12 protein-coding genes are annotated in these 16,661 nt (G+C 43.0%); 6 read left to right on the top strand and 6 right to left on the bottom strand.

Features of this window, described 5'->3' with window-relative positions:
- Positions 1–64: 64 nt before the first annotated feature.
- On the bottom strand, positions 65–1,222 hold the full coding sequence (locus DSL64_RS20635) for an alginate lyase family protein (protein ID WP_115832830.1): 1,158 nt from the start codon (positions 1,220–1,222) through the stop codon (positions 65–67).
- 82 nt (positions 1,223–1,304) lie between these two features.
- Positions 1,305–3,536 carry a heavy metal translocating P-type ATPase gene (locus tag DSL64_RS20630; RefSeq protein WP_115832887.1) on the bottom strand — a complete coding sequence of 744 codons (2,232 nt, stop codon included), beginning with the start codon at positions 3,534–3,536 and terminating at the stop codon, positions 1,305–1,307.
- A gap of 188 nt (positions 3,537–3,724) precedes the next feature.
- Here DSL64_RS20630 and DSL64_RS20625 point away from each other — a divergent pair, with 188 nt between their 5' ends.
- Positions 3,725–4,825 carry a lactonase family protein gene (locus DSL64_RS20625; protein ID WP_115832829.1) on the top strand — a complete coding sequence of 367 codons (1,101 nt, stop codon included), beginning with the start codon at positions 3,725–3,727 and terminating at the stop codon, positions 4,823–4,825.
- Between the two features lie 60 nt (positions 4,826–4,885).
- On the opposite strand, the gene DSL64_RS20620 is transcribed toward DSL64_RS20625, so the two are convergent.
- Positions 4,886–6,292 (bottom strand): TlpA family protein disulfide reductase, encoded by a 1,407-nt coding sequence (locus DSL64_RS20620; RefSeq protein WP_115832886.1) that lies wholly within the window; start codon positions 6,290–6,292, stop codon positions 4,886–4,888.
- A gap of 268 nt (positions 6,293–6,560) precedes the next feature.
- Here DSL64_RS20620 and DSL64_RS20615 point away from each other — a divergent pair, with 268 nt between their 5' ends.
- A complete protein-coding gene (locus tag DSL64_RS20615; RefSeq protein ID WP_115832828.1) occupies positions 6,561–7,334 on the top strand; it encodes a YdcF family protein in 774 nt (257 codons plus the stop codon).
- Between the two features lie 117 nt (positions 7,335–7,451).
- Here DSL64_RS20615 and pfkA read toward each other — a convergent pair whose 3' ends face one another.
- Positions 7,452–8,426 carry a 6-phosphofructokinase gene (pfkA, locus tag DSL64_RS20610; protein WP_115832827.1) on the bottom strand — a complete coding sequence of 325 codons (975 nt, stop codon included), beginning with the start codon at positions 8,424–8,426 and terminating at the stop codon, positions 7,452–7,454.
- Between the two features lie 317 nt (positions 8,427–8,743).
- On the opposite strand from pfkA, the gene DSL64_RS20605 reads away from it, so the two are divergent.
- The 4 genes from DSL64_RS20605 (at position 8,744) to DSL64_RS20590 (ending at position 15,187) form a co-directional block, all read left to right on the top strand.
- Positions 8,744–11,230: a putative glycosyltransferase family protein gene (locus DSL64_RS20605; protein ID WP_115832826.1), complete on the top strand. Its 2,487-nt coding sequence runs from the start codon at positions 8,744–8,746 to the stop codon at positions 11,228–11,230.
- A gap of 162 nt (positions 11,231–11,392) precedes the next feature.
- Entirely contained in the window at positions 11,393–12,373 is a 981-nt protein-coding gene (locus tag DSL64_RS20600; RefSeq protein ID WP_158547955.1) for a LacI family DNA-binding transcriptional regulator, read from the top strand.
- 195 nt (positions 12,374–12,568) lie between these two features.
- On the top strand, positions 12,569–13,708 hold the full coding sequence (locus DSL64_RS20595) for a mevalonate kinase family protein (RefSeq protein ID WP_115832824.1): 1,140 nt from the start codon (positions 12,569–12,571) through the stop codon (positions 13,706–13,708).
- Between the two features lie 87 nt (positions 13,709–13,795).
- Complete coding sequence (locus DSL64_RS20590) at positions 13,796–15,187, top strand: Gfo/Idh/MocA family protein (protein WP_115832823.1); 1,392 nt, start codon at positions 13,796–13,798, stop codon at positions 15,185–15,187.
- 90 nt (positions 15,188–15,277) lie between these two features.
- Here the strand turns inward: DSL64_RS20590 and DSL64_RS20585 are convergent, their stop codons facing one another.
- Together DSL64_RS20585 and DSL64_RS20580 are read right to left on the bottom strand one after the other, a co-directional pair.
- The gene (locus DSL64_RS20585; protein WP_147300392.1) at positions 15,278–15,823 is read right to left on the bottom strand and encodes a TlpA family protein disulfide reductase; all 546 of its coding nucleotides are present in this window, start codon (positions 15,821–15,823) and stop codon (positions 15,278–15,280) included.
- Between the two features lie 35 nt (positions 15,824–15,858).
- Entirely contained in the window at positions 15,859–16,599 is a 741-nt protein-coding gene (locus DSL64_RS20580; RefSeq protein WP_115832821.1) for a hypothetical protein, read from the bottom strand.
- Between the last annotated feature and the right edge of the window lie 62 nt (positions 16,600–16,661).

Here is a 16,661-nt window from a genome sequence, read left to right as displayed (position 1 = left end):
ATTTTGCCACGGATGCCCTGATTTTTTCACATATATTTTATAAAACTTAAAGGCTTGCTAAATTTCAGAACCAGATCAGCGGATTCCTAATGGGCAGATTCCTGATCACTTCCTCCACTTTCGGAGAATGCTCCAACCCTTTCCAGGTTTTAAGCCAGGTTTTATTTTGAAGATTCACCGCTCCGAATACCAGGAATGGCTGTGCAACGGGCCAGTTCTCCCAATACATCACATCTGGTTTCAAAGTCCAGCTACTTTTGTTCACAACGAAAGGATACAGGTACTCAATTCCTTTCTTAATGCTTTTGCCATCTGCTGTTTCAAATGTCCAGAGGTTATCAGTTTTGTCCGACAATATCTGGCAAATCGTCGCCATCGCATCCAGATTAAACAGTGAATAGCCGTAAGGTTTGGTTCTTTTCAATTCCAACGGAAAGCTGCCATCTGCAGACATTTGATTAGGCAGCAATACCGTTTTGTAACGCTGTTTGCAAAAATCTGTTACTTCCTTGTTGCCTGTCAGCGCAGCAAACGAAGCCACCTGCATCACCCAGCAGGTTCCGTGGTTGTTCTTCGCTTCCATTTCATCTTTTCCGTATTGGTGAGTCATGAGCCAATTGATATACGAAGCAAACCATTCCTTCGCACCTGTCACATCCGACGCTTTCGCTATTTTGTTTCCCTCCATCACGCGTATCGCCTGTGCGACTTCCATCAGATGAATGGTATCTATAATGCCGATTCCTCTTCCAGTAGCTCTGCCCTTAATTGCCTGTGCAAAAAGCAGCGAAGGATTCATTCTCGTTTCCGGATTGATAAACCAGGCATTGATATGTTCAAAAGCACTCGAAACATATTTTGTATCGCCTGTTAACCTATATGCCGATGCCAGTGCTCCCACAATCCGGCTGAAACGGATCATCAATATCCGGTGCGCTACAAAGTTATCGGGATTGGTAAGTCCGTCGCGCTGGATATACGGGCCGTCCGGATTCAATGAGTCGGGCCACCAGTAATCTCCTTCAGAAAAGAAATCATGTTTGGTTCCGGCACTGCGTGGACTCGATGCAGAAGTAACCGTTTGTGGCTTTTGTTTGATTGCCCAATTGGCATCATCCAGTATTTTCTTTCGGAGCGTCTGTTCAATATTCTTTACAAAGGACTGAGATTGAGAAACCACAGGAAAAAGCAGAAACACGAAGAGTAATGATCTATACAGCATAGAATTTAGGATTAAGCAGGAAGCATTGATAACCTCCCACTTCTCCCAAGACTCTATAACCACACATTTCCCCTTAAAAAACTTATAACCTGGCTCCTTTTAACCTCAGACTATTCGTTACCACAGAAACCGAACTTAGCGCCATTGCCGCTCCGGCGATCATAGGATCCAGTAAAAATCCGTTGAACGGATAAAGAATCCCAGCGGCTACAGGTATACCAATGATGTTATAAATAAACGCCCAGAAAAGGTTCTGACGAATGGTACGCACTGTTTGGGAGGAGAGTTTGAGCGCCTTCGGCAATAACATCAGATCGGAAGTAATGAGCGTCATTTTTGCCACATCCATGGCAATATCAGAACCTTTACCCATGGCCACGCTCACATCTGCCTGTGCCAGTGCCTGAGAGTCATTGATGCCATCTCCTACCATAGCCACTATTTTACCTTGCTGCTGAAGCTTTCTCACAAACTGCATTTTATCGTCCGGCTTCACTTCTGCCTCGTAATTTACGATACCCGTTTCCTGAGCGACAGCAGCTGCGGTTTGTGCATTATCTCCCGTGAGCATATACACGGCAATACCTTGCTTCTGTAGTTCAGCCACCGCCTGTGCCGATGTTTTTTTAAGCTGATCGGCAATCCCGATCACGGCAATATGTTTACCTTCGCAACTTACTCCCACAACAGTTTTGGCTTCATCGCGCAAGCCAGAGGCTATTTTTCCTAGCTCAGCATCTATCGCAACACCTTCGTTTTCCAAAAACTGAAAAGTACCAATCTGATATTGTTTTTCATCCACCACACCACGTACACCGTTTGCAGTCACAGATTCAAATTTCCTCACTTTTGGAAATCTTTGTTTTTCACCATAGCCGGCAACCGCTTGCGCCAGGGGATGTTCGGATTTGTTTTCTATTGCTTTAACAGCGATTTCATGTAAGGATGAATCCACCATATGTTGCACCCAAAACCAGTCAGTCACTTGCGGACGCCCTTCTGTAAGTGTACCTGTTTTATCCAGAATTACTGCATTCACCGCATGTGCCTTTTCAAGACTCTCTGCGTCTCTAATCAGCATATGATGTTCAGCACCCTTGCCTACGCCCACCATAATGGCTGTAGGTGTAGCGAGACCGAGTGCGCATGGACAAGCGATCACAAGAACAGAAACGGAGGCCAGCAGCGCATGCGTCAACGCATTTTCTCCACCGAAAATCATCCAAACTAAGAAAGTAAAAACCGCAATACCGATCACGACAGGAACAAATATTCCGGCAATCTTATCTACCAATTTCTGAACCGGAGCTTTGCTTCCCTGAGCTTGTTGTACCGTTTTAATTATTTGGGCCAGAACAGTATTTTTGCCCACTTTTTCGGCGCGGAAAGAAAAACTGCCATTCTGATTAATTGTACCGGCAAATACCTTTTCACCCGCTTTCTTTTCTGCTGGCAGAGGCTCTCCCGTCATCAGACTTTCATCTACGTAGGACTGTCCGCTCACCACCTGTCCATCCACAGGAATTTTCTCTCCGGAACGAATAATTATCTCATCCCCCACCATCACATCACGTACCGCCATTTCGATCTCCTCCCCATTTCTAAAAACTCTGACCGTATTGGGTTGTAAGCCAATCAGTTTTTTCAGTGCATCGGATGTATTCGATTTAGCACGTTCTTCCAGCAATTTTCCCAGAAGAATAAAAAAGATAATCACCGCTGCCGCCTCAAAATATACATGCGGATGGAGTCCTCTTACATGCCAGAACTCCGGATAAAAAGTATTAAAAACACTGAAAAGGAAGGCAATACCAGTACTCAGGGCAACAAGGGTGTCCATGTTTGCTTTTCCATGTTTAGCTTGTTTCCAGGCATTTACGAAGAAGCTTTTACCAAAAAATGCCAGTATAGGAGCCGTCAGCGCCATCATGATATAATTTCCGGCAGTAAACCTGTCCATGAAAAACATCCCGATCACCACAACCGGCAAGGATAAAATCCCAGCCCAAATCGTACTTTTCTTTATTTTCTGATAATGCTCATGCTGTAGTCTTTCCTGCTCGGCAACAGCATCCGACTCATCTTCTTCGATAATTAATCCATAACCTACTCCCTGCAGCGCTTTGTCCATATCATCTGGAGAAACAACTCCCGGATCGTAAGTTACAGAAACAGATTGCGTAGCATAATTCACCCCGGCATCTGCAATACCCGGCGTGTGTTTCAGTACAGACTCAACGCTCGCAGCACACGCAGCGCAGGACATGCCGGTAACCGGCAGGGTAATTTTTTGAGCAATCGTTGTAGTTTCCATATCAAAAAAGCTTTCTGCAAAAGTACCTGAAGCATGGTTTTTATCATTTACAGAATTCTTGCTCAGCCTTACATCATTTGGCTTTAACAACTGCAAGGAGGGCGCGAACCAGATATATCATCATTTTTAGGTTATAATCGCTGTACACCATGCTTTAACCAAAGAGTACAAATCAGACAAATATCTATATGAACAAGCTCAGATTTACATTTATAGTTCTGCTTACGGTTATATCAACCGTTACTTTCGGACAAAATCAGATTCCTTTTTATGTTGGAACAGGGAATAAAGGTGACAACTCAGTGATTACGCTTTGCCATCTTGATCCTGGTTCTGGCAAGATAACGGTCATTGACTCCACGATAAATGCCAATGGTCCAGGATACCTTGCCATATCGCCCAATAAGAAAAATCTGTATGCAGTATCAGGAGCCAATAAAATTACCGCCTACGCCATCCAGACGAATCAAAAACTTCAGGAGCTGAACAACCAGCCCTCTGAAGGCGTCAATCCCTGCCATGTTTCGGTACATCCATCAGGCAAAATGGCTTTCCTTGCCAATTACACAGGAGGAAGTTTTTCTGCTTACCCGGTGAATACGGATGGAACTGTTCAGGCACCTTCTTTCACCCAGCAATTCACAGGTTCAGGCCCTAATGAGAAAAGACAGGAGAAAGCTCATGCGCATTTTGTAACAAGCAGTCCTAATGGCAAATACGTATATGTGACTGATTTGGGCAGCGATAAAATCATGAATTATGTGGTCAATACAGCTACAGGAAAACTCACGGCAAATCCTGCACAGGAATTTTATCAGGGAAAACCCGGAGCAGGTCCTCGTCATTTCGCGATTACTCCTTCGGGAAAATTTCTCTATCTGCTCAATGAACTTGATGCCACTGTAACCTCCTGTACCGTGGATAACAAAGGTGTCATTAAAGCACTGTCAGCTTATGAAACTGTGCCGGCAGGTATCACAGGCAACACAAGTTCAGCAGTGCACATTCATCCTAACGGAAGGTTTGTCTACGTATCCAACCGCGGTCATAATTCTATCAGTGCATTCAGGATTTTATCTAACGGTGAGCTGGAAAAAGTAGACGAAGCAACAAAAGGAATTTCTATTCCAAGAGATTTTAATTTTGACCCTTCCGGGAAATTTATGATCGTAGGAAATCAGGATAAAAATAACCTTACTGTATATACTGTGGACGAGAAAACAGGGAAAATGGCATTTAAGCAGGAAAGCGTTTCCATCAAGGCACCGATTTGTATCACCTTCTTATAAGCTAAAACGGCTCCGGCGATAACAAATCCCCGGAGCCGTTCACTTTCTTGAATTCACCTGTCAGATTTTCTTCCCTACTTTATTCTGGTAGTAGTTCATAAAGTCTTCCAGCTGTTCTACAGGCATTTTACGCGCGATAATCTTTTTGTTCTTGTCAAGAATGTAAACAGTCGGTGTAGTTACCACATCGAATTTCCTGTTAAAATCTATCTGCTTTAACGGATCATAGGCGTTTACAAGCCCGTCAAGATGATAAGTTTCAATAAACGACTTCCATTCTTTCACGTCATGTTCAATGGAAATCGCCATTACTTTAATACCCTTATCCTTATTTTTTTCGTAAAAACTCTTCACTTTCGGTGAGGCTTCTTTGCAATGACCACAAGTAGGCGCGTAGAAGAACAAAACTGTATATTCTGCCGGCATGGTCTGAGGACTCACCTTTTTACCAGTCTGATCTGTTAAAGTCAGTGCAGGAAAAGTTTTATTTACCAAAAGCGGCTTCAGTGTTGTCACTTTTTCAGCAATACGTTTCTTCACATCCTCAGACGTACCCATTTGTCCGGACAGATAATATTTCTCTGCCATGTGTACCCAGACAGCTTCTGTACCTACTGTTTTTGGATTTTCATATTGATTGGTGATATGGAACACCACAAACGAACGGATATCACTGCCGGGTATCGTCTTCGCTATAAGCTTATCAGCATCTTTGATGAGTGAATCAGATACCTGTACTACAAGATTTTTAAAATATCGGTCAAGCCTTGGCTCCAAAAAAGGTGTGTTCAGGATACGCGGATCAGCGAAATCATAATCATCCCAGTAATGGGCTTTGTAATAATTAAATACCCAAACTGAATCCGATTTCCCATTAGCAAGTTTCGGTGCAGCCGGAATTTCAGGATCTGAGGACATTCTCAGTAATTTCGTGGTAAATGATTTAGTGTTATCCTTCAGCAACTTATCACGGAAAGCTTTAAAATCATTCTGAGAAGCCATGAGTTTCTGCTGTGCATCTGCCCCTCCGGCTTTCCGCACTTCTTCCATCTCCTTCGCACGTTTTTTCAACTCCTGTTGATAGGTGTAAAACAACTCATTCTCCTTAGAATCAGATACTTTCATATTCCCAATCACATCGGTTGTATCAGTGTTAAGTACTATTTTGCGCTCTTCTCCGGAATATACCAGTTCTACCCAGTTTTTATTACCCGGAAAAAGTATGATGTACAATCCGCCCGGCAATTCTTTTTTCCCATTGAAAACTACTTTGCCTTCAGAATCAGCCTTTGCAGTATCTCTTGGTACAAATTGGGTGTTACTCCTACTGTAATGCATTAAAATGAGAGACGAATCCTTAATGCCTTTAATACGTGCTTCAATCTCATATCCCTGACCGAAGCTCTGAGCAAAAACGGTTAGGAGAAGGCACAACGACAAAACCGATATCCGGGAAAAATACTTCATCAGAAAAAATCCTGTTTGGTTACAATTGTTTAAATAAACTTTCTCGCTTCCGAGCCTGTTTAAATTCATCAGATAATTTGTTTACGACATTTTTTGGCTGCAACAGCGTTAAATTTTTTGAGATAGCTCAGGCTATCTCTGCTAAAATTTGCCTTGTTTCGCCAAAAAAATATCCTATAAACAATTTTATATCATAAATCTAAACAGGCTCGTATCTTTCAGACAAAATTAACTTCAAAACGACAACATACACTTCGTTCTTATCCAAATGTTTTATTTTCTATCCAAAGCCATCGTTTTCCTGATCATGCCCTTCAGCATTTTTTTCGTGCTGTTCATCGCAGGTATTTTGTATAAGAATAAAAAACGCAAACAATTAATGCTCCTCCTGTCTTTCGGATGGCTTTTCATTATTTCCAACACCTGGATCGTAAGCAAAGCTTTCAGATGGTGGGAATGGCCTTTTACCAATATTAGTGATGTAAGCAAAAATTATGATGTAGGTATTGTATTGTCCGGCGGAATGACGGAACCCATGCCTCCCGGCACCGACCACGTTAGTATGGGCCCAACCAGTGACAGGTTCACACAGGCATTTTTACTGTATAAGGCTGGTAAGATCAAAAAAATATTCATCACCGGAACCAGTTTGCCCCAGCAGATCGCTCAAAACATGGGAGAAACCAGGCAGGCTGCTTACATGCTCGTGAAGTGGGGAGTAAAATCCGAAGACATTCTTTTCGAAGAACAGGCCAGAAACACCAGAGAAAATGCAGTCAACGCCAAATTGGCACTGAATTCAAGATTCCCTAATGGCAATTATCTATTGATCACCACATCTTCCCATATGCACAGGTCGATGAAATGTTTTGAAAAAATAGGGATGAAAACCGATGCTTACCCTGCTAATATGAATGGACGCCTGTATGCCTGGAGCTTTGAAAATTTCTTTATTCCTGATACCCAAGCTTTATCAGATTTTGATTCACTCTGGCACGAGTGGGTAGGCTTCGTAATGTATAAACTGATGGGCTATTGCTAGCTGAAATAGTCATAGGATATAATCATCTGATAAATGAGAGAATCATCCATCAATGACTATCCCTGACTATTGCTCGCAAACGGTTCAAAAGAACCTAACTTATTTCTCTGACTCTTACTACACACTCAGAATTTTAACCATTCTAAGCAGATCTTCATTGATTGGCTTGGGTAAACGGATGGTATCTTCAAAAGGAGTATATACCAAATCGTTGTTAATAATCCCTGCCATTACATTTTTTTGTCCGGCCATAAGTCCTTCCAAAGCACCCAATCCCAAACGGCTCGCCAATATACGGTCGTAAGCAGATGGAGGACCTCCACGTTGTGTGTGACCCAGGGTCGTTACACGGATATCTGCATCTTCGCTCACCTGACGTTTGATCTTATCAGCTACTTCCTGTGCACTTCCTTCTTCGTCACCTTCTGCTACGATAATGATCGAAGAAGATTTTGAACGGCTCCAACCCTGTTTTAATGTTTCCACTACTTCAGAAATCGGCGTCAATACTTCCGGTACCATCACAAGCTCCGCACCTCCGGCAATACCCGACTGTACTGCAATGTATCCTGAGTCACGACCCATTACTTCAATAAAAAATATACGGTCGTGAGAACTTGCCGTATCACGGATTCTGTCGATCGCATCCAAAGCTGTATTTACGGCAGTATCAAAACCAATGGTATAGTCGGTTCCGTACAAATCGTTATCAATGGTTCCCGGCGCTCCGACAGTAGGAATTCCGTATTCGTTACCGAAAATCATAGCACCTGTGAAAGTACCATTTCCACCGATAGCAACCAGCCCTTCGATACCCAGGTCCATCAGATTGGCATATGCCTTCTTTCTTCCTTCGGGTGTCATGAATTCTTTGCTACGCGCAGATTTCAGGATCGTACCACCTCTTTGAACAATATTACTCACAGAGTGTGAGTCCATCTTAGACATTTCACCATTGATCATCCCATTGTAACCCCTCCTGATTCCATAAACCTCGATGCCATGGTATACAGCTCCTCTCACGACGGCGCGGATGCAGGCGTTCATGCCCGGTGCATCTCCTCCTGAGGTAAAAACTCCAATTCTCTTCATTTATTTATAGGTTATTTCTCTGCAATTGCTACAAAACGTATTTTAACTCTAAAGGCGCAATTTCCACAAATTTATCTGGTATTTTCTTAAAATATACCGTCTATACATGAATTCTATTAAAAAAATACCAAAATAAGATTCGTTTTTAACATCTTAAACATATATCATTACTTCTATCTTTGCGTGAGTTAATAAAAATTTAATGTTCAATTACAGCGCTTGTAACAACTATTCCTGAGTGAAAAGTCATATTTGTAAAATAATAGGCTTTCCATTTCCATCACGTATCAAGACTGATTCAGCTTAATATTATTAAAATGAAAAATTTGTTTTCCTGGCAGCGCCTCTGGCCCCATCTGGTAGCGGTAGTTGGTTTCATCATTCTGTCACTCGCTTATGTGTCACCGGTACTCCAAGGCAAAAAACTGAATATGCATGACGATCAGCAGGCCAGAGCGGCATCAAGAGAGGTCGTAACCTATCATGAGCAAACAGGGGAATGGTCGCAGTGGACAAACAGTATGTTCGGTGGTATGCCTGCCTATATGATCGGAACTGATTATGTAACAAGTCTCCCGACTAAACTTGGACAAGGTGTAAACAAAATTTTACCTGCCCCAGCCAATTACCTGCTTACAGGTCTGGTGAGCGCATATATACTCTTTCTTGTGCTGGGCGCCAGTGGATGGGTCTCTGCACTGGGAGCTATCGCCTTTGCCTTTTCATCCTTTAATATTATTAACCTCGAAGCCGGACACGTCTCACAAATCATCGCAGTCATGTACGCTCCCGGCGTAATTGCGGGGGTCTTTCTCGCTTTCAGAAAAAACTGGTTGGCAGGCGCAGCAGTTACTGCCCTTTTCTTTTCTCTTGAACTATATGCCAACCACGTACAGATCACATATTATCTGGGTGTTGGTGTTGCCGTTTTAGTAGTGATAGAAAGTCTTGCATTGATCAAATCAGGTAAAATTAAAGAGCTGACACTCGTTCTTGCAGGATTGGGTTTTGGCGTACTAATTGCAGTCGGATCACATACAACCAGACTTTGGAATGCATCTGATTACACCAAAGAGACCATCAGAGGGAAATCTGAGTTGACTCCGCTTGATACTCAAAACGCCCCGAAACAAGACGGTTTGGATAAGGAATATGCCTTTACATACAGTTATGGAATTGGCGAGATACTGACACTTGTAGTTCCGAATGCGTACGGAGGAACTTCATACGGCCCTCTGACCAATACTTCGGAAACCTATAAAACGCTCGTAGGACGTGGTGTAGATGGAGCAACAGCATTGAATGTCGTGCAGCAGCTACCACTTTACTGGGGAGAACAGCCGATTATGGGAGGACCCTACTACCTGGGATCCATCATATTTTTCCTGTTTGTACTCGGTATTTTTATCATCAAACATCCGGTGAAATACTGGATTCTGGGCGTAACAGCGCTCTATATTGTGTGGGCATGGGGTAAAAGTCTGGCAGGAATCAATTACCTGTTCTTTGACTATTTCCCGATGTTCAACAAATTCCGGGCGATTACCATGGTAGTTTCACTGGCTGAATTGCTAATGGTCATTCTCGCAGTTCTGACGCTATCTGCTATTGTCAGAAAAACCATTTCGTGGAAGGAATTACAAAAACCTTTCCTGATATCAGTGGGTATCACGGGGGGACTGATGCTTATATTGTCATTGATGCCAACGCTTTTCTTCAACTTTCAGTCTACAAAAGATGCGCAGGTAGTTGAGAGTTTCGCTCAGATGACACAGGATAAAAGCTTTGCGCAGCAAATCGTAAATTCAATTGTTCAGGATCGCGCGGGCTTAATGAGAAGTGATGCATTCAGGAGTCTTATTTTCATCTTGTTAACAGCAGGCCTGGTGTGGCTGTGGATGAAAGATAAAGTGAAACCTTTGATCCTTTTCCCTGCTTTGATCGTCCTGATGATCATTGATATGTTCGGGATTGATAAGCGTTACCTCAACAACGACGACTTTGTAAGCAGCTATACTGCAGAAGCAAAAGCAGCTCCAAGCGCTGCGGACGAGCAAATCATGAAAGATCCGGATCCTAACTATAAGGTTTTGGATGTGTCGTCGCAGCAAGGGCCGTTCAATAGCGCCGATGCCAGTTATTTCCATAAGTCAATAGGTGGGTACCATGGAGCTAAACTTCGCAGATATCAGGAATTATTCGAAAGACAAATTTCGAAGCCAAATGCAAATCCTGGTATTTTGAACATGCTGAATACCAAATACATTATCACCGCCGATCAGCAAGGCAACAAAGTGGCGCAGCCAAATCCTGATGCAAACGGCAATGCATGGTTTGTAAGCAGTTACAAAGTTGTGGCTAATGCTGATGCAGAAATGGCTGCGCTGGATTCTTTGAAAACAAAAGAAGAAGCTGTCTTGGATCAAAAATTCGGAGACAAGCTCAAAGGACTGACGCTACAGAAAGATTCAACGGATAAAATCAGCCTGATTACTTACAAACCAAACGAACTGACATACGAGAGTAATGCTGCGCATGAAGGTCTGGCGGTATTCTCAGAAATTTACTACAATGTAAGAGACGAATGGCAGGTTACGATTGATGGTAAACCAGCTGACTTGCTCCGCGCCAATTACGTACTTCGTGCACTACGCGTGCCAGCAGGAAAACATACGATCGTTTTCAAATTTGAACCTGTTTCCGTTGCTACAGGTAAAAAAATAGATCTCGTTAGTTCAATCCTTTTGGTGGCATTGATCGCAGGAGCATGTTTTGTAGAGGCAAAACGTAAGACTAACGCTTAGGTCACAAACCACATCACAGTATTAGAGCAGGTACAGCAGTATCTGCTCTTTTGCTTTTCAGAGGTATAAGATTCAATTCAAATATCCTCTCGTCATTCTCATTTTGTATATTTGAGAACAGTGTCTGAAAAAATAATTCAAGATATGCACGCCAGTCTGACGATGAAAAAAATAGCCAAAGAACTTGGCGTATCCGTATCAACGGTTTCCCGTGCGTTACAGAATCATCCCAGAATTGGTGCTCAGACGACCGAAAAAGTACAAAAGCTGGCACGAGAGCTACATTACGAGCCCAATAGCAGAGCGATCAATTTTAAGAATAAAAAGTCTTACAACATTGGCGTGGTGCTTCCGTACCTTACCGAACAATACTTCTCTATCGCTCTTTCCGGTATTGAAGAAACCCTTGCTGGAAAGGGTTACAACATGGTAGTAATGCAATCCCGAAACGACTATGAAAGGGAATTAGCGGCAATCAGTTCTCTTATCCGGCACGGTGTAGATGGTATACTGGTATCCATGGCTTCAGAAACTTATAACAAAAGTCATTTCAACGACGCGACACACAAGGTCCCAATCGTCTTTTTTGACAGGGTACTGAAACACCCTAAGTACGGTGCCGTATATGGTGATATTACAAAGGCTGCGTTCGACATGGTGCAGTTTCTGATAACGAAAGGCCATCAAAATATAGCACTGTTGAATGGCCCCAATTCTTTACAAGCCACAACTGAGAGAGAAAAAGGTTACATTGATGCATTGAGGTACCACAGTCTCGCTATCAACCAACAGTATATTAAAAACCTCAATTTAACCAAAGAGGATACGATTCTTAAAATTAACGAGCTGCTGAATCTGGCAACACCTCCTGAGGTAATTCTTGCTTTTCACGACTACATTGCCTTGGATGCCATGGAGGTATGTAAACAACGGGGACTGAAAATTAACCAGGATATCAGCTTTGTAACATTCTCCAATTTGTCGTTCTGCTCCTATCTGGACAATCCTCCTATCGCTACTGTGGAGCAGTTTCCCGGCGAGCTGGGTAGCCAGGCTGCCCGCCTCCTGCTGGAAGCAATTGAGCAGCCCGAAACCTATGTTCCAAGAGAGATTGTGATCGAGCCTAAACTAATCGTCAGGTAAATTGCGGTGATCATCTTTGGTATGGATGTCTGTAAAAATCTGGGTTAAAATTAGACGTCGGAGGCGTACTTACAATCGTTTGCGCAAATTTGTGCAAACGATTGGGCAGCGAGTTCAATCGGTTGCGCAACTATTTTCTTTCACTTTCCGGTGAAGACAACTTTATTTACTTTCTACAGAAATCTACATTTGCTTATGAGCTCTGACAAATCAATTATAAGTAGTCCCGTGCATTCGTATTCTTCGGCTAATTCTTCATTGACAACCTCCGCATCCGGTCGGATTTGTCTGTTTGGAGAACATCAGGATTATCTGGGCTTACCTGTTATTGCAGCAGCTATATCGCGTCGGATTGCCATCAATGGCGGTTTCAGAAGCGATGCGCAGGTGGTGATCCATTTACCGGATATCAATCAAAAGGAAATTTTTGAACTACAATCTGAAATACCTTACACAAGCCCCCGTGATTATTTCAAAAGTGCAATCAATGTCCTAACCCGCCAAGGCTATCAGTTTTCAAAAGGATTTGAGGTAACTGTACATGGAAACATTCCGATCAATTCGGGCACATCCAGCTCATCGGCATTACTGGTTGCATGGATCAACTGGCTGACTCGCATGGCCGACAATCCTTCTCCGCGAACACGGACAGAAATCGGTGAGCTGGCTCACAAGGCTGAAGTGCTCGAATTTGGCGAGCCTGGTGGCATGATGGATCACTATTCCACTTCGGTTGGAGGAGTGATTTATCTGCAGTCTAAGCCAATTGTGAAACTCGAAAATTTCCAACCCTCGCTGGGCAGTTTTGTACTGGGAGATTCCCGCCAGGCAAAGGATACACTTGGCATTTTGAAACATGTAAAATATGGCATGCTGGATGCACTGGAAAAAATAAGAAAAAGAGATCCGGCATTTTCTCTACATACATTCCCGGCAGCATTGACTCCCGACTATAAAAACCTGCTTACAGATGCAGAATATACGTTGTTAGAAGGCAACCTTTCAGACAGAGATGTCTTGATAGAAGCGCTTGAAATGCTACGCAACGACACGCTCAATCATCAGAGATTCGGAGAGTTGCTTAACATTCATCAACGCAGTTTGCGGGATGCCAAGAAAGTCTCTACCCCGAAAATCAATGGTATGATCGACGCCGCTCTTACCGCAGGTGCATTGGGTGCGAAAATTAACGGCTCTGGTGGCGGCGGCTGTATGTTTGCCTATGCACCCGAAAATCCCGAACAAGTTGCCGAAGCTATAGAAAGAGCCGGTGGAGCAGCATATATTATCCATGTGGACGAGGGCACAACCAGTAACGTCCTGGAATCAGCATAAGAATACTATTCCTAAATCCTGATAAATATCCTGCTGTTGCACTTCAGTAACGGCAGGCATTTCCTAAACTTTTAGCCTTTCAAAACCATGAAATCTGATCAAGAACGCAGAAGTTTTCTAAAAAAAGGTCTGCTTGGAAGTGTGGGCCTTTATGGACTTACCAATCAGACTCAAATTACTGAGCCTTTAGAACATGAGTTAATTATTCCTGTTGCAAAAGGGAAATCTGTGATTGATCTGGCAGTAGCTCCTATTAAGCAAGTGAAAGTAGCACTGATCGGAATCGGGGCACGTGGAAGCGGACACGTGAGCCAGTTTGCCGCCTTGTTTCCTGATAAAGCGAAAGTAACCGCTCTCTGCGACATCCAGCCGGAGCGTGTTGAAAAAGCGGCTGCAAAACTGAAAGCCAAAGGTCAGGATGCGATTACTTATTCCGGCAAACCGGATGCATGGAAAGAAATGTGCAAACGGGATGATATTGATCTGGTGGTGATAGCAACACCCTGGCGCGACCACGTTCCAATGGCGGTTTATGCCATGCAACAAGGCAAACATGTAGTGATTGAGGTTCCGGCCGCGTTGACACTGGACGAATGCTGGCAATTGGTCAACACTGCCGAAGAAACCCAGCGCAACTGCATGATGATGGAAAATGTCTGTTACGGAGATGAGGAGCTGTGGGTACTGAACATGGTTCAGCAGGAAGTTTTCGGAACATTGACCTACGCCGAAGCAGCCTACATCCATAACCTTACTGAGCTGATGCTAAGTGAGAAAGGCTATTACGATTTCTGGAGATTGAAAGAGAATATTGCTCACGATGGCAACTTATATCCGATGCATGGACTGGGACCAGTAGCTCAATATCTTGAAATTCTCCGTGGTGACAGATTCGAACATATTGTTTCAATGAGCAGTATGGAAGCTTCTTTATCGGAAAGTATCAAAAAACTTCCCTCAGGTCACCCGTATTCAGGTTTCAAAGGAACGATCCGTCATGGTGATATGAACACGTCGATGATCAAAACGAATAAAGGGCGGATGATTACATTGAAACACGATGTGGTATCGCCCCGACCTTATGATCGTATCAACGCACTGGCCGGGACACATGCGTACCACGAAGGCTACCCAAGCAGATTATCCATTATCGACAAAGGTCATGAATTCCTGAAACAGGGTGACTACGACGAATACAAGAGCAAGTACAAACATCCGATCTGGGATAAACTTAAAAAGGAAATTGAAGTAAACGGCGGACATGGCGGAATGGACTTTGTTCTCATTTACAGAATAATCGACGCACTTAACCAGGGTCGTCCGATGGATATGGATGTATATGATGCCGCAACGTGGAGCTCGGTAATACCACTCTCAGAAACGTCAGTGAATAAGGGAAGCATCTCCGTGAAATTTCCTGATTTTACAAGAGGCAGATGGAAGGAGAAGAGGGAGTTGGGGATTATGGCAAGTTTGTAATTTAGTTTAAAAAAGACAAAAAAGTAGCCGACAGCAGTTAATTCCCTGTCGGTTACTTTTTTGACCTATCTTATTCTTATATCAGGAAATTTAATGGACTAATAGTTCCTTCAACTTGTCCTCCAACTCTTCCGGACTTAGGTTCATATCCAAAATCCTCCCTTCCCTATCGAGCAAAATGCTGGTAGGGATGCCAGTAACTTTATATTTCTCAAACAATTTATTTACAGAATCGGATCGTATTTGCGGGAATTGAATCTGGTATTTACCAATTCCTTTTTTTAGTGCAACCGGTCCGTCGATTGCTATTCCAATAAATGCAACCTGCATTTTATCAATCTTTTTATAGATTTCGTTGAGCTTAGGCATAGTAGCCACACACCCCCGGCACCCTGTTCCCCAAAAATCGATGAACACATATTTCCCTTTCAATGAATCTGACGTAATATTGTTTTGTGATAAAAACTCCTTCGCCTCAAACGGCTCCAACATATTTCCTACCTGAATAAGATATTCATTTTTTGTATCATCAGGATCAAACCCCTCCAATGTCAGAACCTCGTTATACCAGTCGACTCCCAGGTTTTTATATTTTTTACCACCTAACATATTCCCCAGGGTTATTATCTGATTCACTTCGGTCAAATCACTGTTATCCAGATTCACCTCCTCTATTTTCGTAGGAGCGATAACGATTTTAGTCCTTTCAAAATTTGCATTGTTAAAGCCTGAAGAAATAAGAATCTCAAACTCCTTTCCATTGATAGTGAGCTTACTTGACGCGAATCTGGGGAAATTTCTCCACGAAGTTGCCTGATCAGCATTGGTACCTGAACCGTTACAACCTTTCCATTACGCATCTTCTCATAGCTTACCATCAAAGGTTCGGTGTATTTTTTAAAACTATCCACACTATTATCCACTATCACTTCCGGGTAAAATGGCTTTTCATCTCCAAAATCAAGATTATTATTCGTGTCAACCATCCCAACCCAATTCCCGTCCCGATCTACACCCCAAATCACGTAAACCGAACTTTTTATCGGCGATGCAGACAAATTCTTTTCATCGGGAACCCAGTTCCATGATTTCTGTAACCCTTCATAAAATGCTTTACTTAATTTCCCTTGTTTGTAATTCTGATATACTAGCTGACGGCCATCAAGCCACACTTGTTCCCTTTTTACATGAGACCACCCTTTTGGAATATTTTTGACGAGCAGTTTGATACGTAGCCATTCATCCTCCTCCGGATTTCCTTTCCGCTCTCCATTTAGAATTGACCATCCAGGAATGAACGGACCATAACCCTCTCGATATTCAAAAGGTAAGCTTATCCGCTTGCTCTCTTTATTCTCACAACTCAGCAAAAAAATGAGCAATAGCAACGGCAAAAATTTAAATCCCTTCATAGTCTTATCAAAGTCATGTTGCAAGATGGAAATTTATGGATAACCGCAGGTTCCACTAAGAT

The sequence above is a fragment of the Dyadobacter luteus genome (assembly GCF_003383615.1).
Taxonomy (GTDB): domain Bacteria; phylum Bacteroidota; class Bacteroidia; order Cytophagales; family Spirosomataceae; genus Dyadobacter; species Dyadobacter luteus.
This window is presented reverse-complemented; position numbering and strand designations above follow the sequence as displayed.

What these genes read in the sequence shown, in the direction of transcription:
- DSL64_RS20635 (WP_115832830.1), bottom strand. Translation starts at nt 1,222, where the DNA reads ATGCTGTATAGATCATTACTCTTCGTGTTTCTGCTTTTTCCTGTGGTT.
- DSL64_RS20630 (WP_115832887.1), bottom strand. Translation starts at nt 3,536, where the DNA reads ATGGAAACTACAACGATTGCTCAAAAAATTACCCTGCCGGTTACCGGC.
- DSL64_RS20625 (WP_115832829.1), top strand. Translation starts at nt 3,725, where the DNA reads ATGAACAAGCTCAGATTTACATTTATAGTTCTGCTTACGGTTATATCA.
- DSL64_RS20620 (WP_115832886.1), bottom strand. Translation starts at nt 6,292, where the DNA reads ATGAAGTATTTTTCCCGGATATCGGTTTTGTCGTTGTGCCTTCTCCTA.
- DSL64_RS20615 (WP_115832828.1), top strand. Translation starts at nt 6,561, where the DNA reads ATGTTTTATTTTCTATCCAAAGCCATCGTTTTCCTGATCATGCCCTTC.
- pfkA (WP_115832827.1), bottom strand. Translation starts at nt 8,426, where the DNA reads ATGAAGAGAATTGGAGTTTTTACCTCAGGAGGAGATGCACCGGGCATG.
- DSL64_RS20605 (WP_115832826.1), top strand. Translation starts at nt 8,744, where the DNA reads ATGAAAAATTTGTTTTCCTGGCAGCGCCTCTGGCCCCATCTGGTAGCG.
- DSL64_RS20600 (WP_158547955.1), top strand. Translation starts at nt 11,393, where the DNA reads ATGAAAAAAATAGCCAAAGAACTTGGCGTATCCGTATCAACGGTTTCC.
- DSL64_RS20595 (WP_115832824.1), top strand. Translation starts at nt 12,569, where the DNA reads ATGAGCTCTGACAAATCAATTATAAGTAGTCCCGTGCATTCGTATTCT.
- DSL64_RS20590 (WP_115832823.1), top strand. Translation starts at nt 13,796, where the DNA reads ATGAAATCTGATCAAGAACGCAGAAGTTTTCTAAAAAAAGGTCTGCTT.
- DSL64_RS20580 (WP_115832821.1), bottom strand. Translation starts at nt 16,599, where the DNA reads ATGAAGGGATTTAAATTTTTGCCGTTGCTATTGCTCATTTTTTTGCTG.